This window comes from Burkholderia sp. LS-044 (assembly GCF_004803625.1).
GTDB lineage: Bacteria > Pseudomonadota > Gammaproteobacteria > Burkholderiales > Burkholderiaceae > Burkholderia > Burkholderia cepacia.
Window position 1 is genome coordinate 55,577 of the sequence record NZ_SSWO01000018.1, and the last position, 16,231, is coordinate 71,807.

Genomic DNA, 16,231 nt, shown 5'->3' on the forward strand with positions numbered 1-16,231 from the left:
CCGGCTAACATCACACGCGATCCAGCCAATGAAGGAGTTCCGCATGGTGCGTCCGATGTTTCCGGGCCATGGTGCACTGCAAGGGCGGCCGCGCGCGCGCCGCTTCGTGCCGATGTTCGTCGCGTCGCTGTCGTTGGCCGCTGCCGGCCTCGGCGCGTGCGGCAGCGCGCGCGCGGCGATGAATTTCTGCGCGGCGCCGGCCCTGCAGGCGAGCGAGACGACGCAGGCCGAGCCGGGCGTCCAGGCACTGATCCGCAGCGTCGACGCACGCATCGGCGAGCAGCCGAAGGCGATGGCGCGCGTGCACACCGAGGGCACGCTGCCGCACGAAGGCATCTACGACCAGAGCGCCGCCGCGCTGAAGGATCTCGACCTGATGCGCGATGCCGCGCTCGCGTGGCGCGTGACGAACGCGCCGCGCTACCTGCAGCTCGTCGACCGCTTCCTGTCTGCGTGGGTCGGCACCTACCAGCCGAGCTTCAACCCGATCGACGAGACGCGTTTCGACAGCCTGATCGTCGCGTACGACATGACGGCAAGCGCGCTGCCGGTGAAGACCCGCAACGCGACCGCGGCGTTCATCGCGAAGCTCGGCGCCGGTTATGTCGCGCAGATCGACGCGCAGAAGCGCCCGCTCACCGGCACCTGGCGCAACAACTGGCAGAGCCACCGGATCAAGCTGATCGCGCTGTCCGCGTTCACGCTCGGCGACCGCAGGATGATGAACGCCGCGCAGCGGCTGTTCGTCGAGCATCTGGCCGACAACATCGGCCCGGACGGCAAGACGTGGGACTTCGAGGAGCGCGATGCGCTGCACTACGCGGTCTACGACCTGCAGCCGCTGGTGACGGCCGCACTCGCCGCGCGCCGCTTCAACCGCAACTGGCTGCGCGAGCGCGGCACGAACGGTGCGACCCTCGAGGCCGCGCTCGACTGGCTCGTGCCGTACGCGCTCGGCGAGAAAACGCACGAGGAATTCGTGAATTCGCCGGTGCCGTTCGACGCGAAGCGCCGCGAAGCCGGCCTGCCGGGCTACACGGGGCAGTGGGACCCGAAAAACGCCACCGAACTCTTTCATCTGGCCGCGCGGCTCGACGGGCGCTATGCCCGCGTCGCGCAGCAACTTTCCCCAACGCCGCCCGCATGGCTCGCCGCGTGCCTGCCATTGCAGGCGCGCTAGCACTACTCTTAAAGCAAGGCAGGAATCGAAATGGCAGTCAGCGTCTTTGACCTCTTCAAGATCGGTATCGGTCCGTCCAGTTCGCATACGGTCGGGCCGATGCGCGCGGCGCTGATGTTCGTCCAGGGCCTCGAGCGCGACGGGATGCTCGACGCGACCGCCCACGTGAAGGTCGAGCTGTACGGCTCGCTCGGCGCCACCGGCAAGGGCCACGGCACCGACCGCGGCGTGATGCTCGGCCTGCTCGGCGACGCGCCCGACACCGTCGATCCCGACACGATCGACGCGCGGCTGGAAGACGTCCGCCAGTCGAAGAAGCTCGCGCTGCTCGGCACGCACCCGGTGCCGTTCGTGCTGAAGGAGAACATCGCGTTCTACCGCCAGGCGCTGCCCGAGCATCCGAACGGGATGAAGCTGCGCGCGAGCGACGCGAACGGCGCGGTGCTGGTCGAGCGCACCTACCTGTCGGTCGGCGGCGGCTTCGTCGTGACGGCCGGCGCGCCGAACACGAAGGTGCTGAGCGCGGCCGAGCAGATGACGCACCCGTTCCGCACCGGCGCCGAGCTGCTCGCGCTGACCGAGTCGACCGGCAAGTCGATCGCGCAGCTGATGTGGGAAAACGAGCGCGCGTGGCACACCGAGGAAGAGACGCGCGACGGCCTGCTGAAGATCTGGGCGGTGATGCAGTCGTGCGTGTCGCGCGGCTGCGGAATCGGCAACCCGGATGCCGACGGCAACCTGCCCGGCCCGTTCCAGGTCAAGCGCCGCGCGCCGCAGCTGTACCGCACGCTGACGGGCAGCCCGGAGCGTGCGCTGCAGGATCCGCTGTCGATGATCGACTGGATCAACCTGTACGCGATCGCGGTCAACGAGGAAAACGCGGCCGGCGGGCGCGTCGTGACCGCGCCGACCAACGGCGCGGCCGGCATCATCCCCGCCGTGCTGCACTACTACACGCGCTTCACGCCGGGCGCGAACGAGCAGGGCGTGATCGACTTCCTGCTCACCGCCGCCGCGATCGGCATTCTCTACAAGCTGAATGCGTCGATCTCCGGCGCGGAAGTCGGCTGCCAGGGCGAAGTGGGCGTCGCGTGCTCGATGGCCGCGGGCGCGCTCGCGGCCGTGCTCGGCGGCACGCCGCAACAGGTCGAGAACGCGGCCGAGATCGGGATGGAGCACAACCTCGGCCTCACCTGCGACCCGGTCGGCGGGATGGTGCAGATTCCCTGCATCGAGCGCAACGCGATGGCGTCGGTGAAGGCGGTCAACGCGGCGCGCATGGCGTTGCGCGGCGACGGCTCGCACTACGTGTCGCTCGATTCGGTGATCAAGACGATGCGCGAGACCGGCGCCGACATGAAGACGAAGTACAAGGAAACGTCGCGCGGCGGGCTCGCGGTGAATATCGTCGAGTGCTGATGCAGTAACGGCGGTCGTGCGGGGCGAATCGATACCCTGCATGACCGCCGGACATGGCGAGCGTTGCGTCACGCCCGCCGGGCACGCTAGTCGCTCAGCCAGTTCTCCAGCCGCACGCCCGGGTAGCTCGCGAAATCCCGCTCGTTGTTGGTCACGAGCACGACGTCGAGCGACACCGCATGCGCCGCGATCAGTTTGTCGAGATGATCCTTCTTCCGATCGCGGGTCGCTTCGCGGACAGGGCCGTACGCTTGCGCGGCCGGCGCGTCGAACGGCGCAACCGGGATATCCTCGATCAGCGCGGCCAGATTGCTGCGCTCCCGGGCCGGACGTGCACACACGGTCACGCCGTACTCGAGCTCGGCATAGGTAATCGCCGACATCACGACGTCCCCCGTGTAGCACTGCGCAAATCGTCTCGCGACCTGTTCCGGCTGATTCTTCATCAGGTAGATGCACATGTTGGTGTCGAGCATGTAGCGCGCCATCACAAGCCCTCGCGGTCGGCCTGTTCGTGGTCGCCACGCCCTTCGGCCATGAAATCCGGCCCGAATTTCGCGAACTTCTCGAGCACGCCGGTCAACGGCCGTCGCATGGGCCGAATACGGATTTCGTCGCCGATCCGTTCGATTTCGAGCTCGATATCGCTGCGCTCGTAAGCAAGATCCGCCGGAATCCGTACGGCCTGCGAGTTGCCGTTCCGAAACACCCTCGTGGTATGCATGTCGATCTCCCATGCGTGTGTACGATGGATGTACTTTAGGGTGTTTTCGAGGCAATGTAAATCCATGTGTGTACACGACTCCGAAGTAATCATGCGGGCGGCTTGCGATAGGCCGGAGATATCCACTGCCGGCGGCCGGTCAATTGCGGCGAAAAGACACGTGGTTCGACGCAATTCGCCGCCCGCCTGACCGTGGCAGCGGATCGTCCTGTCCGGCTCGATGCCGGCAGCCTCCACTGTCCACCGTCCGGCAATCACGCACCAGTCGTCCTTTCGGCCAGCCGAACCCGGCGAGCAGGCAAGACGCGCCGCCCGACCCGCCCCGCGTTCCGACACTTTTCTCCGGCCGCCGTACCGGCGCCCCGCCGACAGGCGTAAGCTGTACGTCCCGCTACCCAGGGAGACGGCAGCCCATGTCGCATTCCAAGGATCTCGAGCAGCCCGCCACCACCGGCGCGCGACTGCTCGTCGATGCGTTGCTCGCCAATCACGTCGAACGCGTGTTCTGCGTGCCCGGCGAGAGTTTCCTCGCCGTACTCGATGCGCTGGCGGACGACACCGCGCGCATCCAGACGGTCGTCTGCCGCCACGAGGCGGCCGCCGCGAACATGGCCGAGGCGGTCGGCAAGCTGACCGGCCGCCCCGGCATCGCGTTCGTCACGCGCGGGCCCGGCGCGACCCATGCGTCGATCGGCGTGCACACCGCGTTCCAGGATTCGACGCCGATGATCCTGTTCGTCGGCCAGTGCGCGCGCGAGCACCTCGACCGCGAAGCCTTCCAGGAAATCGACTACCGGCGGATGTTCGGCCAGATGGCGAAATGGGTCGCGCAGATCGACGATCCGCGCCGCATTCCCGAGTACCTGAGCCATGCGTTCCACGTCGCGACCGCCGGCCGGCCCGGCCCGGTCGTGCTCGCGCTGCCGGAGGACGTGCTGTCCGAAGCCTGCGCGCCGCAGCCCGTCGTGCCGGCCGCGAAACGCGTCGCGGCCGCGCCGTCGGCCGCGCAGCTCGACGAGCTGCGCGAGCGGCTCGCGCGCGCCGAACGTCCGTTCGCGATCGTCGGCGGCAGCGGCTGGACGCCCGACGCGTGCGCGAACCTGCGCACCTTCGTCGAGCGCTGGCAGTTGCCGGTGGCCTGCGCGTTCCGCTACCAGGACACGATCGACAACGCGCACCCGAACTATGCGGGCGACGTCGGGCTCGGGATCAACCCCGCGCTCGCGAAGCGCATCCGCGACGCCGACCTGCTGCTCGTGATCGGGCCGCGCCTCGGCGAAGCGACGACCGGCGGCTACACGCTGCTCGACATCCCGAAGACACGCCAGACGCTCGTTCACGTGCACCAGGGCGCGGACGAGCTCGGCCGCGTGTATGCGGCCGACCTGCCGATCGTGTCCGGGATGCCCGAGATCGCCGCGCCGCTCGCCGCGCTCGAGCCGCCCGAGCACCCCGCGTGGGCCGGCAGCGCCGCCGACGCGCATCGCGCGTATCGCGAATGGCATGCGCCGCTGCCGATGCCCGGCGACGTCCAGCTCGGCGACGTGATGGTGCAGTTGCGCGAGCGCCTGCCGCACGACGCGATCCTCACCAACGGCGCGGGCAACTATGCGATCTGGCTGCATCGCCACTTCGCGTACCGGCACTTCCGCTCGCAGCTCGCGCCGACGAGCGGCGCGATGGGCTACGGGCTGCCGGCCGCGCTCGCCGCGAAGTCGCTGTACCCGTCGCGCGCCGTCGTCGCGCTCGCGGGAGACGGCTGCTTCATGATGGCCGGCAACGAGCTCGCGACCGCGATGCAGTACGGGCTGAACATCGTGGCAATCGTCGTCAACAACGGGCATTTCGGTACGATCCGCATGCATCAGGAGCGCAACTACCCGGGCCGCGTGCACGGCACGGGGCTCACGAATCCCGATTTCGCCGCGTATGCGCGCGCATTCGGCGCACATGGCGAGACCGTCGAGCGCACCGCCGATTTCGCGCCCGCGCTCGAACGCGCGCTGACCTGCGGGCTGCCCGCGCTGATCGAGATCCGCATCCCGCAGGACGCCAGCACGCCGGCCGCGACCCTCGAGCAGATCCGCGAACAGGGCCGCCGCGCGCGCGGCGGATGACGGTGAGCACGCACGCCGCGCCGCCTGCCGGCGCGCTGTCGCACGACGACGCGCTCGCGCTCCCCGGCACGCTGCTCGCACCGGACGGCACGCTCGTCGCGCCCTACGACCTCGAGCACGGCGACGCGCGTGCCGCCGGCCACGTCGCGGCCGCGCCCGCGCGCGGCCTGCTGCACGCGGCGCACCGGCCGTTCCGGCTCGACTATGGCCGCGCGCGGCAGGTGCATGTGATCAACGGAATGGGGGTCACGCTCGGCGATTCGGTGATCGGGCTCACCGCCCTCGCCGCGCTGCGCGCAGCGCACCCGGGCCTGGGCTTCACGCTGTACCGGCCTGCCCGCGCGCCGCGCTACGTCGATGCGCTGTATGCGCTCGCGGCCGACATCGTCGCGCCGTCGCGCGCGCTGCCGTACCCCGCCGACGCGCTGCCGGCGGACGCGCCGTGCATCGACGTCGGCAATCACCTGTACTGGCCCGCGTTCGCGCGGTTGCCGATGATCGATTTCTTCCTCGACGCGCTCGGCGTGGAGCCTGCCTCGGTGCCGGCGTCGGCCAGGCGCAACCGCTGGCTCGCGCGGCTGCCGTTGCCCGCGTTGCCCGCGCAATGGCAGCGTCCGTACGTGCTGTTCTGTCCGAACGCGAGCACCGCGTTGCGCAGCGTGCCGCCTGCCCTTCGGGCAACGTTCGTCGAACAGCTGTCCCGGCGCTACGGCTTGCCGGTGGCCGGGTTCGGGCCGGTCGCGCATCCCGCGTATGTCGACGTGAGCGCCGATGCGGCAGGCGATACGGCCCGGTTCATCGCATGGGTCAAGGGCGCCAGCCTGCTGTTCGCGCCCGACACGGCCGCGCTGCACCTCGCCGACGGTTTCGACGTGCCGACGCTCGCGTGCTTCACGACGATCGGGCCGGCGCTGCGTGTGCGCGACTATCCGCATTGCGTGCCGGTCGCGCTCGACGTGCCGGCCGAATTGCGCGGGCTGCATCGCAGCGAGCGGCCGGCCGATCTCGCGGCTGTCGAGGCCGCTTACCGGGCGATCGACTGGGACGCGCTGGCCTGGCCCGCGCCGCGCAAAGCCGCGGCGACCGCCGCACGGGAAAACCGGACTGCGTGGCCGAAAGGGCAATAGCGTGCCCGCACCGCCTGAGCCTGAGCCTGAGCCTGAGCCTGAGCCTGAGCCTGAGCCTAAGCCTGAGCCTAAGCCTGAGCTGGAGTCCGAGTCCGAGTCCGAGTCCGAGCCTGAGCCAGGCTCACCCCGACTGCCGCCCCGCGCTCACCCCGCCACCATCACCGCGCGATCGCGCAGCGTCTCCGACGGCCGCTTGCCGAACAGCCGCCGGTAATCGGTCGCGAACTGGCTGAGATGCCAGAAGCCCCACGCCTCCGCAACGTCCTGCACCGAACCGGCCGCGCGGCCGCACAGGTCGCGCCGCGCGCCGTTCAGCCGCAGCGTGCGCAGGTAGGTGGCGGGCGCCATGCCGAGCACGTCCTGGAAGCAGTACTGCAGCGTGCGCCGGCTCACGTGCAACTGCTCGCACAGTTCGGGCACGCCGACCGGGCGCGTGCGGTGCGCGAGCACGTAGTCGCGCGCCTGTTCGACGATCCAGCGGCGCATCGACGGCGCGCGGCCGGCATCGTCGTCGGCCGGTTGCGCGCACACGTCGAACAGCGCGGCCAGCACCTCGGCCTGCAGGTCGTCGCGCTGCGCATCGGCCAGCGGACCGGCCATCGCCACCGCCCCGTCGAGCCGGCGGCCGAGCAGCGCGCACAGGCGCGCGAGCCGCGCATCGCCGACCTGCATCACGCGCTGCGTGAACAGCCGCTCGTCGAGTGCGCGGTGTTCGACCTCCTCCGCATAACGGCGCAGCACGTCGCCGCGCACGACGATCCCGTAGATCGAGAACTGCGCGGGTGTCACCAGTTCGAATTCGACGTTGCCGGGCCGGAACGCGAGCGCGCCGGGCCCGATGCGGCACGCATCGACGCGCGCGGTGCCGTCGCTCACGAGCGGGATGCCGAACCAGTACGCATCGCCGCGCACCTCGCATGCCTGGCGCAGCAGGTGGCTCGTCGATTCCCGAAACAGTTTCATCGTGTCGAGCGGCAGCTCGGTCAGCGTGCCGACGAAACGGCCGGCCGCGAGCTGGTCGTAGGTCTGCCGCCAGCCGATCAGGTTGCGCGCCTGCTCGTCGGCGTCGTGCGCGACGCTGACGACCGCCTGCCCGGCCAGCGCATCGTCGCCCTGCGCGTTGCGCCGCGTGTCTTCGGCCGTCGGTTCTTCGCTATACGCCACGTGTTGGTCCATCGTGTCCTCCCTCACCTGCCCGGAACCGCGTCTGTCACGCAAGTCCCGTGCCGAACCGCGCGGTTCGGCGCACGGCCCGTCATTCCACGTTGCCCGGCCGTTGCGCGCCATCCGGGCGCACCCGAAGGCGGCGTGGCGCGCACGCCGCCGGTGCGATCCGCGCGACGACCGCGCATATCGACCGCCGCCGGCCACCGAATCCCGGCTACCCGGCCGGCTTCAGCCGGACGACCCGCGTGCCGCAATTGCCATACGCCTGCGCGACCGCCAGCTCGACGATCGCGCTTCCGGTCGGCCAGGGCGCCGCGTCGGCTTCGGGCAAATCGGCGCGCAGCGTCGCGCGACCGTTGATCCGGTAGCGGATGCCGCGCACGAAGTCGACGAACAGCAACCCGACGCCGCTGCCGTCGCATGCCGCCGCATCGATCCGGCCCCCGGCGCCGGGGGCGACCGGCAACGCGAACCGCAGCGTCTTCGTGTCGATCACGCGGACGACCGGCAGCAGATCGCCGTTCGCATCGCGCATGCCCGGCACGATGTCGCAGCTCACGGATGTGCGCGAGCCGCCTGCGGTGGCGATGAACATGAACGGCTGAGATTCGACGAACTGCCGCACGCCGATGCTCACGCGTGTCGTCACCACGTCGCTCATCCGCTCGGCTTCGTCGGCCACGCCGAAGCGGTGCTGCGCGTCGAGTTCGCCCGCATGGAACACGGGGTGACGCGGAAAGGATCGGGGCAGTTCTGCCATGCTGGTTTTCGTTACACGCATCGGCGCGCCGTGCCGCAGCGACGACACGACGGCCGGTATCGTTTCCGGCGCCGGCCGCGACGATGCTCGGCCGACGCCGGGGGTCGGATGTCGAAGTCGAAAATGGCGAAGTGCCGGGTGACCGGGTGGCCGGATGGGCCGACGGCCACCAGCCGATAGCCGGTAGCCGCCGCATCGCACCCGCATGTGCAACGCCCGACGGACGGGCAAACGTCACCCGGCTATCGAACGTTGAACGCAGCCCGCGCGCCGCGCGCCCCACCAACGAACCCCGGCGATCGTCCCGGCCGGCGCTACCCTGCCGGCCGATCCCGGCGCCCCGCCACTGCGTCGACGCCCCGGTCAGAAGAACCCGAGCGCCTCGGCCTGGTAGCTGACCAGCAGGCACTTCGTCTGCTGATAGTTCGACAGCGCCATCTTGTGCGTCTCGCGGCCGATCCCCGACTGCTTGTAGCCGCCGAACGCCGCGTGCGCGGGGTACAGGTGGTAGCAGTTGGTCCACACGCGGCCGGCCTCGACCTCGCGGCCCATCCGGTACGCCCGCGTGCCGTTGCGCGTCCACACACCCGCGCCGAGCCCGTAGAACGTGTCGTTCGCGAGTTCGATCGCTTCCTGCTCGTCCTTGAACGTCATCACCGACGCGACCGGCCCGAAGATCTCTTCCTGGAACACGCGCATCTTGTTGTTGCCGAGCAGCATCGTCGGTTTCACGTAGTAGCCCGTGTCGAGGCCGGCAGCCGGCGCCGTGCGTTCGCCGCCCGTCAGGCATTGCGCGCCTTCGCCGCGGCCGATGTCGATGTACGACAGGATCTTGTCGAGCTGCTGCTGCGACGCCTGCGCGCCGATCATCGTCTGCAGGTCGAGCGGGTGGCCGGCCTTGATGCGCTCGACGCGCGCGACCGCCTTCTCGATGAACTTCTCGTAGATCGATTCCTGGATCAGGATCCGCGACGGGCACGTGCACACTTCACCCTGGTTCAGCGCGAACATCGCGAGCCCTTCGAGTGCCTTGTCGAGGAACGCGTCGTCCTGGTCGAGCACGTCGGCGAAGAAGATGTTCGGGCTCTTGCCGCCCAGTTCGACCGTCGACGGGATCAGGCTGTCGGCCGCCGCGCGCAGGATGTGCTTGCCGACCGGCGTCGAGCCCGTGAACGCGATCTTCGCGATCCGCTTGCTGGTCGCGAGCGCTTCGCCCGCTTCCTTGCCGAAGCCGTTCACGATGTTGATCGTGCCGGCCGGGAACAGGTCGCCGATCAGCTCCATCAGCACGAGCACCGACGCGGGCGTCTGCTCGGCCGGCTTCATCACGACGCAGCAGCCGGCCGCGAGCGCCGGCGCGAGCTTCCATGCGGCCATCAGCAGCGGGAAGTTCCACGGGATGATCTGGCCGACGACGCCGAGCGGCTCGTGGAAGTGGTACGCGACGGTGTTGTCGTCGATCTCGGAGATGCCGCCTTCCTGCGCGCGGATGCAGCCCGCGAAGTAGCGGAAGTGGTCGATCGCGAGCGGCAGGTCGGCCGCCATCGTCTCGCGCAGCGGCTTGCCGTTGTCGATCGTCTCGGCCACGGCCAGCAGCTTCAGGTTCTTTTCCATCCGGTCGGCGGCGGCGAGCAGCAGGTTCGCGCGCTCGGCCACGGACGTCTTGCCCCACTTGCGGCGCGCGGCATGCGCGGCGTCGAGCGCCAGCTCGATGTCGTCGGCGCCCGAGCGCGGAATGCGGCAGAACGGCTGGCCGTTGATCGGCGACACGTTCTCGAAATACTCGCCTTTCACCGGCGGAACCCACTTGCCGCCGATGTAGTTGTCGTATTGCTGACGGTACGGGTATTCGACGTCGAGGCCCAGTTGCTTCAGGTCAAACGGGTTCATACATGTCTCCTGTTCATCGTGCTTGTGTGCGTACAGCGCCGGTTGGATCGCGCTGCATCCGTTTACGCAACATGCGTGCCAAACCGGACGGAAGCACGGCGACCACGGCCGGCCCGCGTGCGCACCGTGCCGTGTTCACCCACGCAGCACGGCGGGTGTACCCATTCTGAACAGCGCGATTGCGCAGCAGCCGGGCCGGTGTGCGAAATTTCCACAGTGCGCGGGCGCGCGTGCAGGCGGACGCCGGCCGCCACGCGTGGCATGTCGCTTGCGTGCGCATCGTGCATTCCCACGCAACGGCGAGTGCGCCGACCGACACCATGAACGACCGCGGCCCCCTGACCGACGACGCCATCGCGTTCATCCGCGAGCAGGCGTTCCTGATCGTCGCGACCGCCGACGAAGGCGGCAACAGCGACTGCTCGTACCGCGGCCGCCAGCCGCGCGCCGACGGCTCGTTCGAGCCGCTCGTCGACATCCCCGACCGCCGCACGCTCGTGCTGCCCGACTTCGCGGGCAACAACCTGTTCAACACGATCGGCAACCTGCTCGTGAATCCGGCCGTCGCGCTGCTGTTCGTCGATTTCGTGCGCCAGACGACCTGGCTCGTGCAGGGCCGCGCGACGATCGACGAGGATGCGCAAGGCCGTGCCCACCTGTGGCCGGACGCGCGGCGCTATGTGGTGGTGGAAGTGGAACGGGCACAGGCGCGCGCGGATGCGGCGCTGCCGCCGCTGGTGCTGGCGTGATTCACGTGATGCACTGAACGAATCGTCGACTTGCGATGCAAACGACGATGAAACGACGCGGCGCTCCGGCTGCCGAGGCCGAAACGCCCGTGCATGGCGATACGCCGCTCAACGCCCGTGCGTTTCCGTGCAGGCCGCATCGATCCGGCTGCGCACCGGCACGTCGGCATGGGCGTGCCCGTCGGTGCCGTCGCCCGCTTCCGCAGCCACCCGCCGCCCGCCGAGAAACACGAACACCACCACCGCACACAACACGGTGACGACCGCCAGCCCGATCAGCAACCGGTCGAATGCATGCGCGTAACTCGCGAGCAGCGCCGCCTGGCCGACACCCGGCAATGCAGTCGCCGCACCTGCGAGATCGCCGGTCGCGAGCCGCGCGGCCGCACGCAGCGTCGCCTCGGGCGTGCCGGCGGCGCCCGCCGCCTGTCGCAGCCCCGTCTGCGCGAGTGCGGCCAGTACCGCGCCGACGATCGCGAGCGCGATCCCTTCGCCGGCCACGCGCGTCGTGCTGAAGATGCCCGTCGCCATCCCCGCGCGCTCCTTCGGCACGACGCTCACCGACAGCCCGTCCATCAGCCCCCACGGCATGCCGGCCCCGACGCCGATCGCGAGCATCGGCGCGATCGCCGCCGGCCCCGCGCCGCCGCGCAGCGCGACGTCCAGCCACACGAGCCCGGCCGCCGCGATCAGCAGCCCGAGCCCCGAGATCACGCCGGCCGACAGCCAGCGCGTGAGCGTCGCCGCGACCAGCGGCACGACCAGCATCGGCGCGGAAATCGCGAGCATCAGCCAGCCGGCGTCGATCTCGCTGAAGCCGTCGATGCCGATGAAGCGCAGCGGCAGCACGACGAGCAGCACGATGTAGCAGCAGCAGGTCGACACCGGCAGCACCTGCACGCCGACGAAGCGCGCGATCCGGAACAGCGACAGGTCGAGCATCGGCCGCGCGACCCGCGTCTCGATCGCCACGAACGCGCAGGCGCCGAGCGCCGCGCCGGCCAGCAGCGCGATCACGAGCGCGTTCGACCATCCGCGTGCGGGGGCTTCGATCACGCCGAACGTGAACAGCGTCAGCGCGGCGGTGAACGCGGCCGTGCCGGGCCAGTCGAGCCCCGTCGCGTGCGGGTCGCGCGACTCGTGCATGCGCGGCAGCCCGAAGCCGAGCGACAGCCCGCCGGCCACCGCGCTCGTCACGAAGATCGTGCGCCAGCCGCCGTGCCCGATCAGCGCGCCGGCCAGCACGGGCCCGAACGCGAGCCCGATGCCGAAGGTCGTGCCGAGCAGGCTGAATGCGCGCGTGCGCGCCGCGCCGTCGAACTCCTGCGCGAGCGCGGCCGTGCCGCCCGCGAGCGCCGCGGCCGCCGCGAGCCCCTGCGCGGCGCGCAGCAGGTCGACCGCGAGCATCGACGGCGCGAACGCAAGCGCGACCGACATCAGCGTGAAACCGCCGACGCCGATCGCGAACACGCGCTTGCGGCCGAACTGGTCGGCCAGCGCGCCCGCCGCCATCAGGCAGCTGCCGAACGCGAGCATGAACGCGTTGGTGATCCAGTTCATCGCGACCGTGCCGCCGTGCAGGTCGCGGCCGATCGCGGGCGTCGCGACCGCGCCGCCCGAAAACGACAACGGCAGCGCGACGGCGGCCATGCAGACGGCGGCCAGCACCCACGCGCGCCGGCGTGCCGACTGCGTCGATGCGGCTGAAAAAGGCTGATCCATCATCGCTCCTCAAAAGGCCGGCGCGGATGCGCCGTCAGAGCGACAGAAGATAAATCCGATTCAATCGAAGAAAAACCACGCAAAGTTCCGCATATACCGGACTAGAATTCCGCAATTCACTTCACCACGCGCGTCGTCGAGCGCGCTTCGATTCGATGGAAAACCTGTCCGGCATCGTCGCGTTCGTCCGCACCGCCGAAGCGCTGAGCTTCGTCGCGGCCGGCCGCACGCTCGGCATCTCGGCGTCAGCGGTCGGCAAGACGATCGCGAAACTCGAACAGTCGCTGGGCGTGCGCCTGTTCAACCGCACGACCCGCCGCGTCACGCTCACCGAAGAGGGGCGCCACTTCTACGAACGTTGCCAGCGGATCCTCGAGGATTTCCGCGACGCGGAAGCGACCGTGACGGCGTCGGCGCAGCGCCCGCGCGGCAGGCTGCGCGTGAGCCTGCCGGTGATCGGCTACCGGTTCCTGCTGCCGGTGCTGCCCGAATTCCGGCAGCGCTACCCGGACGTCGAGCTCGATCTCGATTTCAACGACCGGATGGTGGATGTCGTCGAAGGCGGCTTCGACGCGGCGATCCGCAGCGGCCCGCTGTCCGATTCGAGCCTGATGTCACGGCGGCTCGGCCCGTTTGCGTTCGTGCTGTGCGCGACGCCCGCGTATCTCGCGCGGGCCGGCACGCCGCGCACGCCGCGCGATCTCGAAGCGCACGAATGCGTGCGCTACTGCTTCCCGACCACCGGCAAGCTGCAGGACTGGGCGCTCTCGGCCGCCGACGGCACGCCGCCGAAGCTGCGCACCGCGCTGACCTGCAACAACATGGAAGCCCTGCGCGGCACCGTGCTCGCGGGGCTCGGCATCGGCTACATGCCAGACTTCCTCGCGCGCGACGCGCTCGAACACGGCGCGCTCGTCACCGTGCTCGACGACTACCGGATCGCGCCGGGGCAGTTCTCGATCGTGTGGCCGTCGAGCCGGCAGTTGTCGCCGAAGCTGCGCGTGTTCGTCGATTTTCTGTGCGAGCGGCTGTTCAGGTAGCCGGGTAGCGGGCGCCTCGACAGCCGCCCCTCGTGCCGCTCCTGCCGCTCGAAAAGCACGCAACCCGCGATGCGGGAGCGGCCCGCGTGCGCCCGTTTTCAGTCCGCCCCGATCCGCTCCGCTTCCGCCTGCGGCAACAGCGCATCGCTGTCGTCCTTCAGCCCGACGCCCGTCAGCTGGAGCCTGCGCGCATGCGTCATCAGGTAATGCAGCTTGTGCGCGGCCGCCGCGTACGGCAGCCCTTCGGGCCGCACGTTCGAGATGCAGTTGCGCAGCGCGTCGTGGCAGCCGACCTTCGGCGCCCACGTCAGGTACACGCCGAGGCTATCCGGCGAGCTGAGCCCCGGCCGTTCGCCGATCAGCATCGCCACGACCTTCGCGCGCAGCAGCTCGCCGATCTCGTCGCCGAGGGCGACGCGCGCCTGCGTCGCGACCACCACCGGGCCGATCCGCCAGCCGTCCGCGTCGAGCCGCGGCCGCACGGCCTGCAGCAGCGGCAGTGCCTGCTTCGCGGCCGCGAACGCCGAGAGCCCGTCGCCGACCACGAACACGACATCGGGCGCGTCGTCGAGCGCCGCGCCGTAACCGGCGAGCAGCCCGCGGCTGTCGTCCGACAGCTTGCGGCCGAGATCGGGCCGGCGCAGATAGTGGTCACGGTCGGGCGCGGCGCTCTGCACGCCGAGCGTCGGCAGCAGGCCGGCCGCCTCGATCTCGCGCCGCAGCGCGTCCGAGTCGAGCGGCTGGTGCACCGCGTCGCGCGCCTGCGCGTGCGACAGGTTGAAGGCCAGCAGCGGCGCGGTCGGCAGGCTGTTGCCCGCGCGGCCGAGCGCGATCCGCGCGTTCGTGAACGACTTCAGCTGGCCCCACGGATTCTTTTCGACGGCGTCGCTCATGCCGAAATCCCCATCCAGTCGTTCGCGCCCGCGAGCAGCGGCACGCGTGAGCTCGCGGCGCGCAATGCACCGTGCGCGTCGGCGATCTCCATCGTCTCCAGCCACTCCTCGAATTCCGGCGCGCGGCGCAGGCCGAGCACCTCGCGCACGTAGAGCTGGTCGTGAAACGACGTGCTCTGGTAGTTCAGCATCACGTCGTCCGCGCCCGGAATCCCCATGATGAAGTTGATGCCGGCCGCGCCCAGCAGCGTCAGCAGCGTGTCCATGTCGTCCTGGTCGGCTTCCGCGTGGTTCGTGTAGCAGATGTCGCAGCCCATCGGCACGCCGAGCAGCTTCCCGCAGAAGTGATCCTCGAGCCCCGCGCGGATGATCTGCTTGCCGTCGTACAGGTATTCGGGCCCGATGAAGCCGACCACCGTGTTCACGAGGAACGGCTCGAACTTGCGCGCCACCGCATACGCGCGCACTTCGCAGGTCTGCTGGTCGACGCCGAAGTGCGCGTTCGCCGACAACGCGCTGCCCTGGCCCGTCTCGAAGTACATGAGATTGTTGCCGACGGTGCCGCGCTTGAGCGACAGCGCGGCCTCGCGCGCCTCGCCGAGCAGCGCGAGCGAGATGCCGAAGCTCGCGTTCGCCTTCTCGGTGCCCGCGATCGACTGGAACACCAGATCGACCGGCGCGCCCTTCTCGACCGCCGCGATCGTGTTGGTCACGTGCGTGAGCACGCACGACTGCGTCGGCACGCCGTAGCGTTCGCGGAACCCGTCGATCATCGCGAGCAGCTTCACGATCGCCGCGAGGCTGTCGGTGGCCGGGTTGATGCCGATCATCGCGTCGCCGCAGCCGTACATCAGTCCGTCGAGCATCGACGCGGCGATCCCCTTCACGTCGTCGGTCGGGTGGTTCGGCTGCAGCCGCACCGACATCCGGCCCGGCAGCCCGACCGTGTTGCGAAAGCGCGTGACGACGCGGCGCTTTCGTGCCGCCGCGATCAGGTCCTGGTTGCGCATCAGCTTCGACACGGCGGCGACCATCTCGGGCGTGAGGCCCGGCGCGATCCGTTCGAGCGCCGCGCCGTCGGCGGCCGGCGACAGCAGCCAGTTGCGGAAGTCGCCGACGGTGAGGTGCGAGATTTCCGCGAACGCCGCCGCATCGTGATCGTCGAGAATCAGGCGCGTGACCTCGTCGTGTTCGTACGGAATCACCGCCTCGCTCAGGAACGCCTTCAGCGGCACGCCCGCGAGCGCGATCTTCGCGGCCACGCGCTCCTCCTCGCTGGCCGCCGCGACACCGGCGAGCTGGTCGCCGGAACGCAGCGGGCTCGCTTTCGCGAGCAGCGTCTTCAGGTCCGCGAAACGGTACGTGCGCGGGCCGATCGTCTCCGTATAGGACATCGTGCGAGTCTCCTTGCCTTGCCAAAAGCCGACGGCGCGCCCGTTCGAC

The 16,231-nt window shown here is 69.9% G+C and carries 14 protein-coding genes; 6 read left to right on the top strand and 8 right to left on the bottom strand.

The window, feature by feature from the left end; translation table 11 throughout:
- The first annotated feature begins 43 nt into the window (after positions 1-43).
- Together E9536_RS33470 and E9536_RS33475 are read left to right on the top strand one after the other, a co-directional pair.
- The gene (locus E9536_RS33470) at positions 44-1,180 is read left to right on the top strand and encodes an alginate lyase family protein (RefSeq protein WP_027788675.1); all 1,137 of its coding nucleotides are present in this window, start codon (positions 44-46) and stop codon (positions 1,178-1,180) included.
- Positions 1,181-1,210: 30 nt separating this feature from the next.
- Positions 1,211-2,599, top strand: a complete 1,389-nt coding sequence (locus E9536_RS33475; RefSeq protein WP_027788676.1) for an L-serine ammonia-lyase — start codon at positions 1,211-1,213, stop codon at positions 2,597-2,599.
- An 86-nt stretch (positions 2,600-2,685) separates the two neighbouring features.
- On the opposite strand, the gene E9536_RS33480 is transcribed toward E9536_RS33475, so the two are convergent.
- Positions 2,686-3,087 carry a type II toxin-antitoxin system VapC family toxin gene (locus tag E9536_RS33480; RefSeq protein WP_060313954.1) on the bottom strand — a complete coding sequence of 134 codons (402 nt, stop codon included), beginning with the start codon at positions 3,085-3,087 and terminating at the stop codon, positions 2,686-2,688.
- Positions 3,087-3,323, bottom strand: coding sequence for a type II toxin-antitoxin system VapB family antitoxin (vapB, locus tag E9536_RS33485; RefSeq protein ID WP_059528333.1), 237 nt, complete (start codon positions 3,321-3,323; stop codon positions 3,087-3,089). The genes E9536_RS33480 and vapB overlap by 1 nt, the downstream gene beginning before the upstream one ends.
- A gap of 413 nt (positions 3,324-3,736) precedes the next feature.
- Between vapB and E9536_RS33490 the strand changes: the two genes are divergently transcribed.
- Complete coding sequence (locus E9536_RS33490; protein WP_059678233.1) at positions 3,737-5,440, top strand: thiamine pyrophosphate-binding protein; 1,704 nt, start codon at positions 3,737-3,739, stop codon at positions 5,438-5,440.
- Positions 5,437-6,567 carry a glycosyltransferase family 9 protein gene (locus E9536_RS33495; RefSeq protein ID WP_136472219.1) on the top strand — a complete coding sequence of 377 codons (1,131 nt, stop codon included), beginning with the start codon at positions 5,437-5,439 and terminating at the stop codon, positions 6,565-6,567. The genes E9536_RS33490 and E9536_RS33495 overlap by 4 nt, the downstream gene beginning before the upstream one ends.
- 144 nt (positions 6,568-6,711) lie before the next feature.
- Here E9536_RS33495 and E9536_RS33500 read toward each other — a convergent pair whose 3' ends face one another.
- From E9536_RS33500 to E9536_RS33510, 3 genes are all read right to left on the bottom strand, one after another.
- Positions 6,712-7,743 carry a helix-turn-helix domain-containing protein gene (locus E9536_RS33500; RefSeq protein ID WP_027788682.1) on the bottom strand — a complete coding sequence of 344 codons (1,032 nt, stop codon included), beginning with the start codon at positions 7,741-7,743 and terminating at the stop codon, positions 6,712-6,714.
- A 205-nt stretch (positions 7,744-7,948) separates the two neighbouring features.
- Positions 7,949-8,494 (bottom strand): hypothetical protein, encoded by a 546-nt coding sequence (locus tag E9536_RS33505; RefSeq protein WP_136472221.1) that lies wholly within the window; start codon positions 8,492-8,494, stop codon positions 7,949-7,951.
- Between the two features lie 363 nt (positions 8,495-8,857).
- Positions 8,858-10,384 (bottom strand): aldehyde dehydrogenase family protein, encoded by a 1,527-nt coding sequence (locus tag E9536_RS33510; RefSeq protein ID WP_021163584.1) that lies wholly within the window; start codon positions 10,382-10,384, stop codon positions 8,858-8,860.
- Positions 10,385-10,584: 200 nt separating this feature from the next.
- On the opposite strand from E9536_RS33510, the gene E9536_RS33515 reads away from it, so the two are divergent.
- Positions 10,585-11,133: a pyridoxamine 5'-phosphate oxidase family protein gene (locus E9536_RS33515; RefSeq protein ID WP_348772198.1), complete on the top strand. Its 549-nt coding sequence runs from the start codon at positions 10,585-10,587 to the stop codon at positions 11,131-11,133.
- Between the two features lie 108 nt (positions 11,134-11,241).
- Here the strand turns inward: E9536_RS33515 and E9536_RS33520 are convergent, their stop codons facing one another.
- Positions 11,242-12,855: an MFS transporter gene (locus E9536_RS33520; protein WP_136472225.1), complete on the bottom strand. Its 1,614-nt coding sequence runs from the start codon at positions 12,853-12,855 to the stop codon at positions 11,242-11,244.
- Positions 12,856-13,010: 155 nt separating this feature from the next.
- On the opposite strand from E9536_RS33520, the gene E9536_RS33525 reads away from it, so the two are divergent.
- Positions 13,011-13,895: a LysR family transcriptional regulator gene (locus E9536_RS33525; protein WP_136472227.1), complete on the top strand. Its 885-nt coding sequence runs from the start codon at positions 13,011-13,013 to the stop codon at positions 13,893-13,895.
- A gap of 98 nt (positions 13,896-13,993) precedes the next feature.
- On the opposite strand, the gene eutC is transcribed toward E9536_RS33525, so the two are convergent.
- On the bottom strand, positions 13,994-14,788 hold the full coding sequence (gene eutC / locus E9536_RS33530; RefSeq protein WP_021164100.1) for an ethanolamine ammonia-lyase subunit EutC: 795 nt from the start codon (positions 14,786-14,788) through the stop codon (positions 13,994-13,996).
- Positions 14,785-16,182: an ethanolamine ammonia-lyase subunit EutB gene (locus tag E9536_RS33535; RefSeq protein WP_136472229.1), complete on the bottom strand. Its 1,398-nt coding sequence runs from the start codon at positions 16,180-16,182 to the stop codon at positions 14,785-14,787. Before E9536_RS33535 ends, eutC begins: the two co-directional genes overlap by 4 nt.
- Positions 16,183-16,231 lie beyond the last annotated feature (49 nt).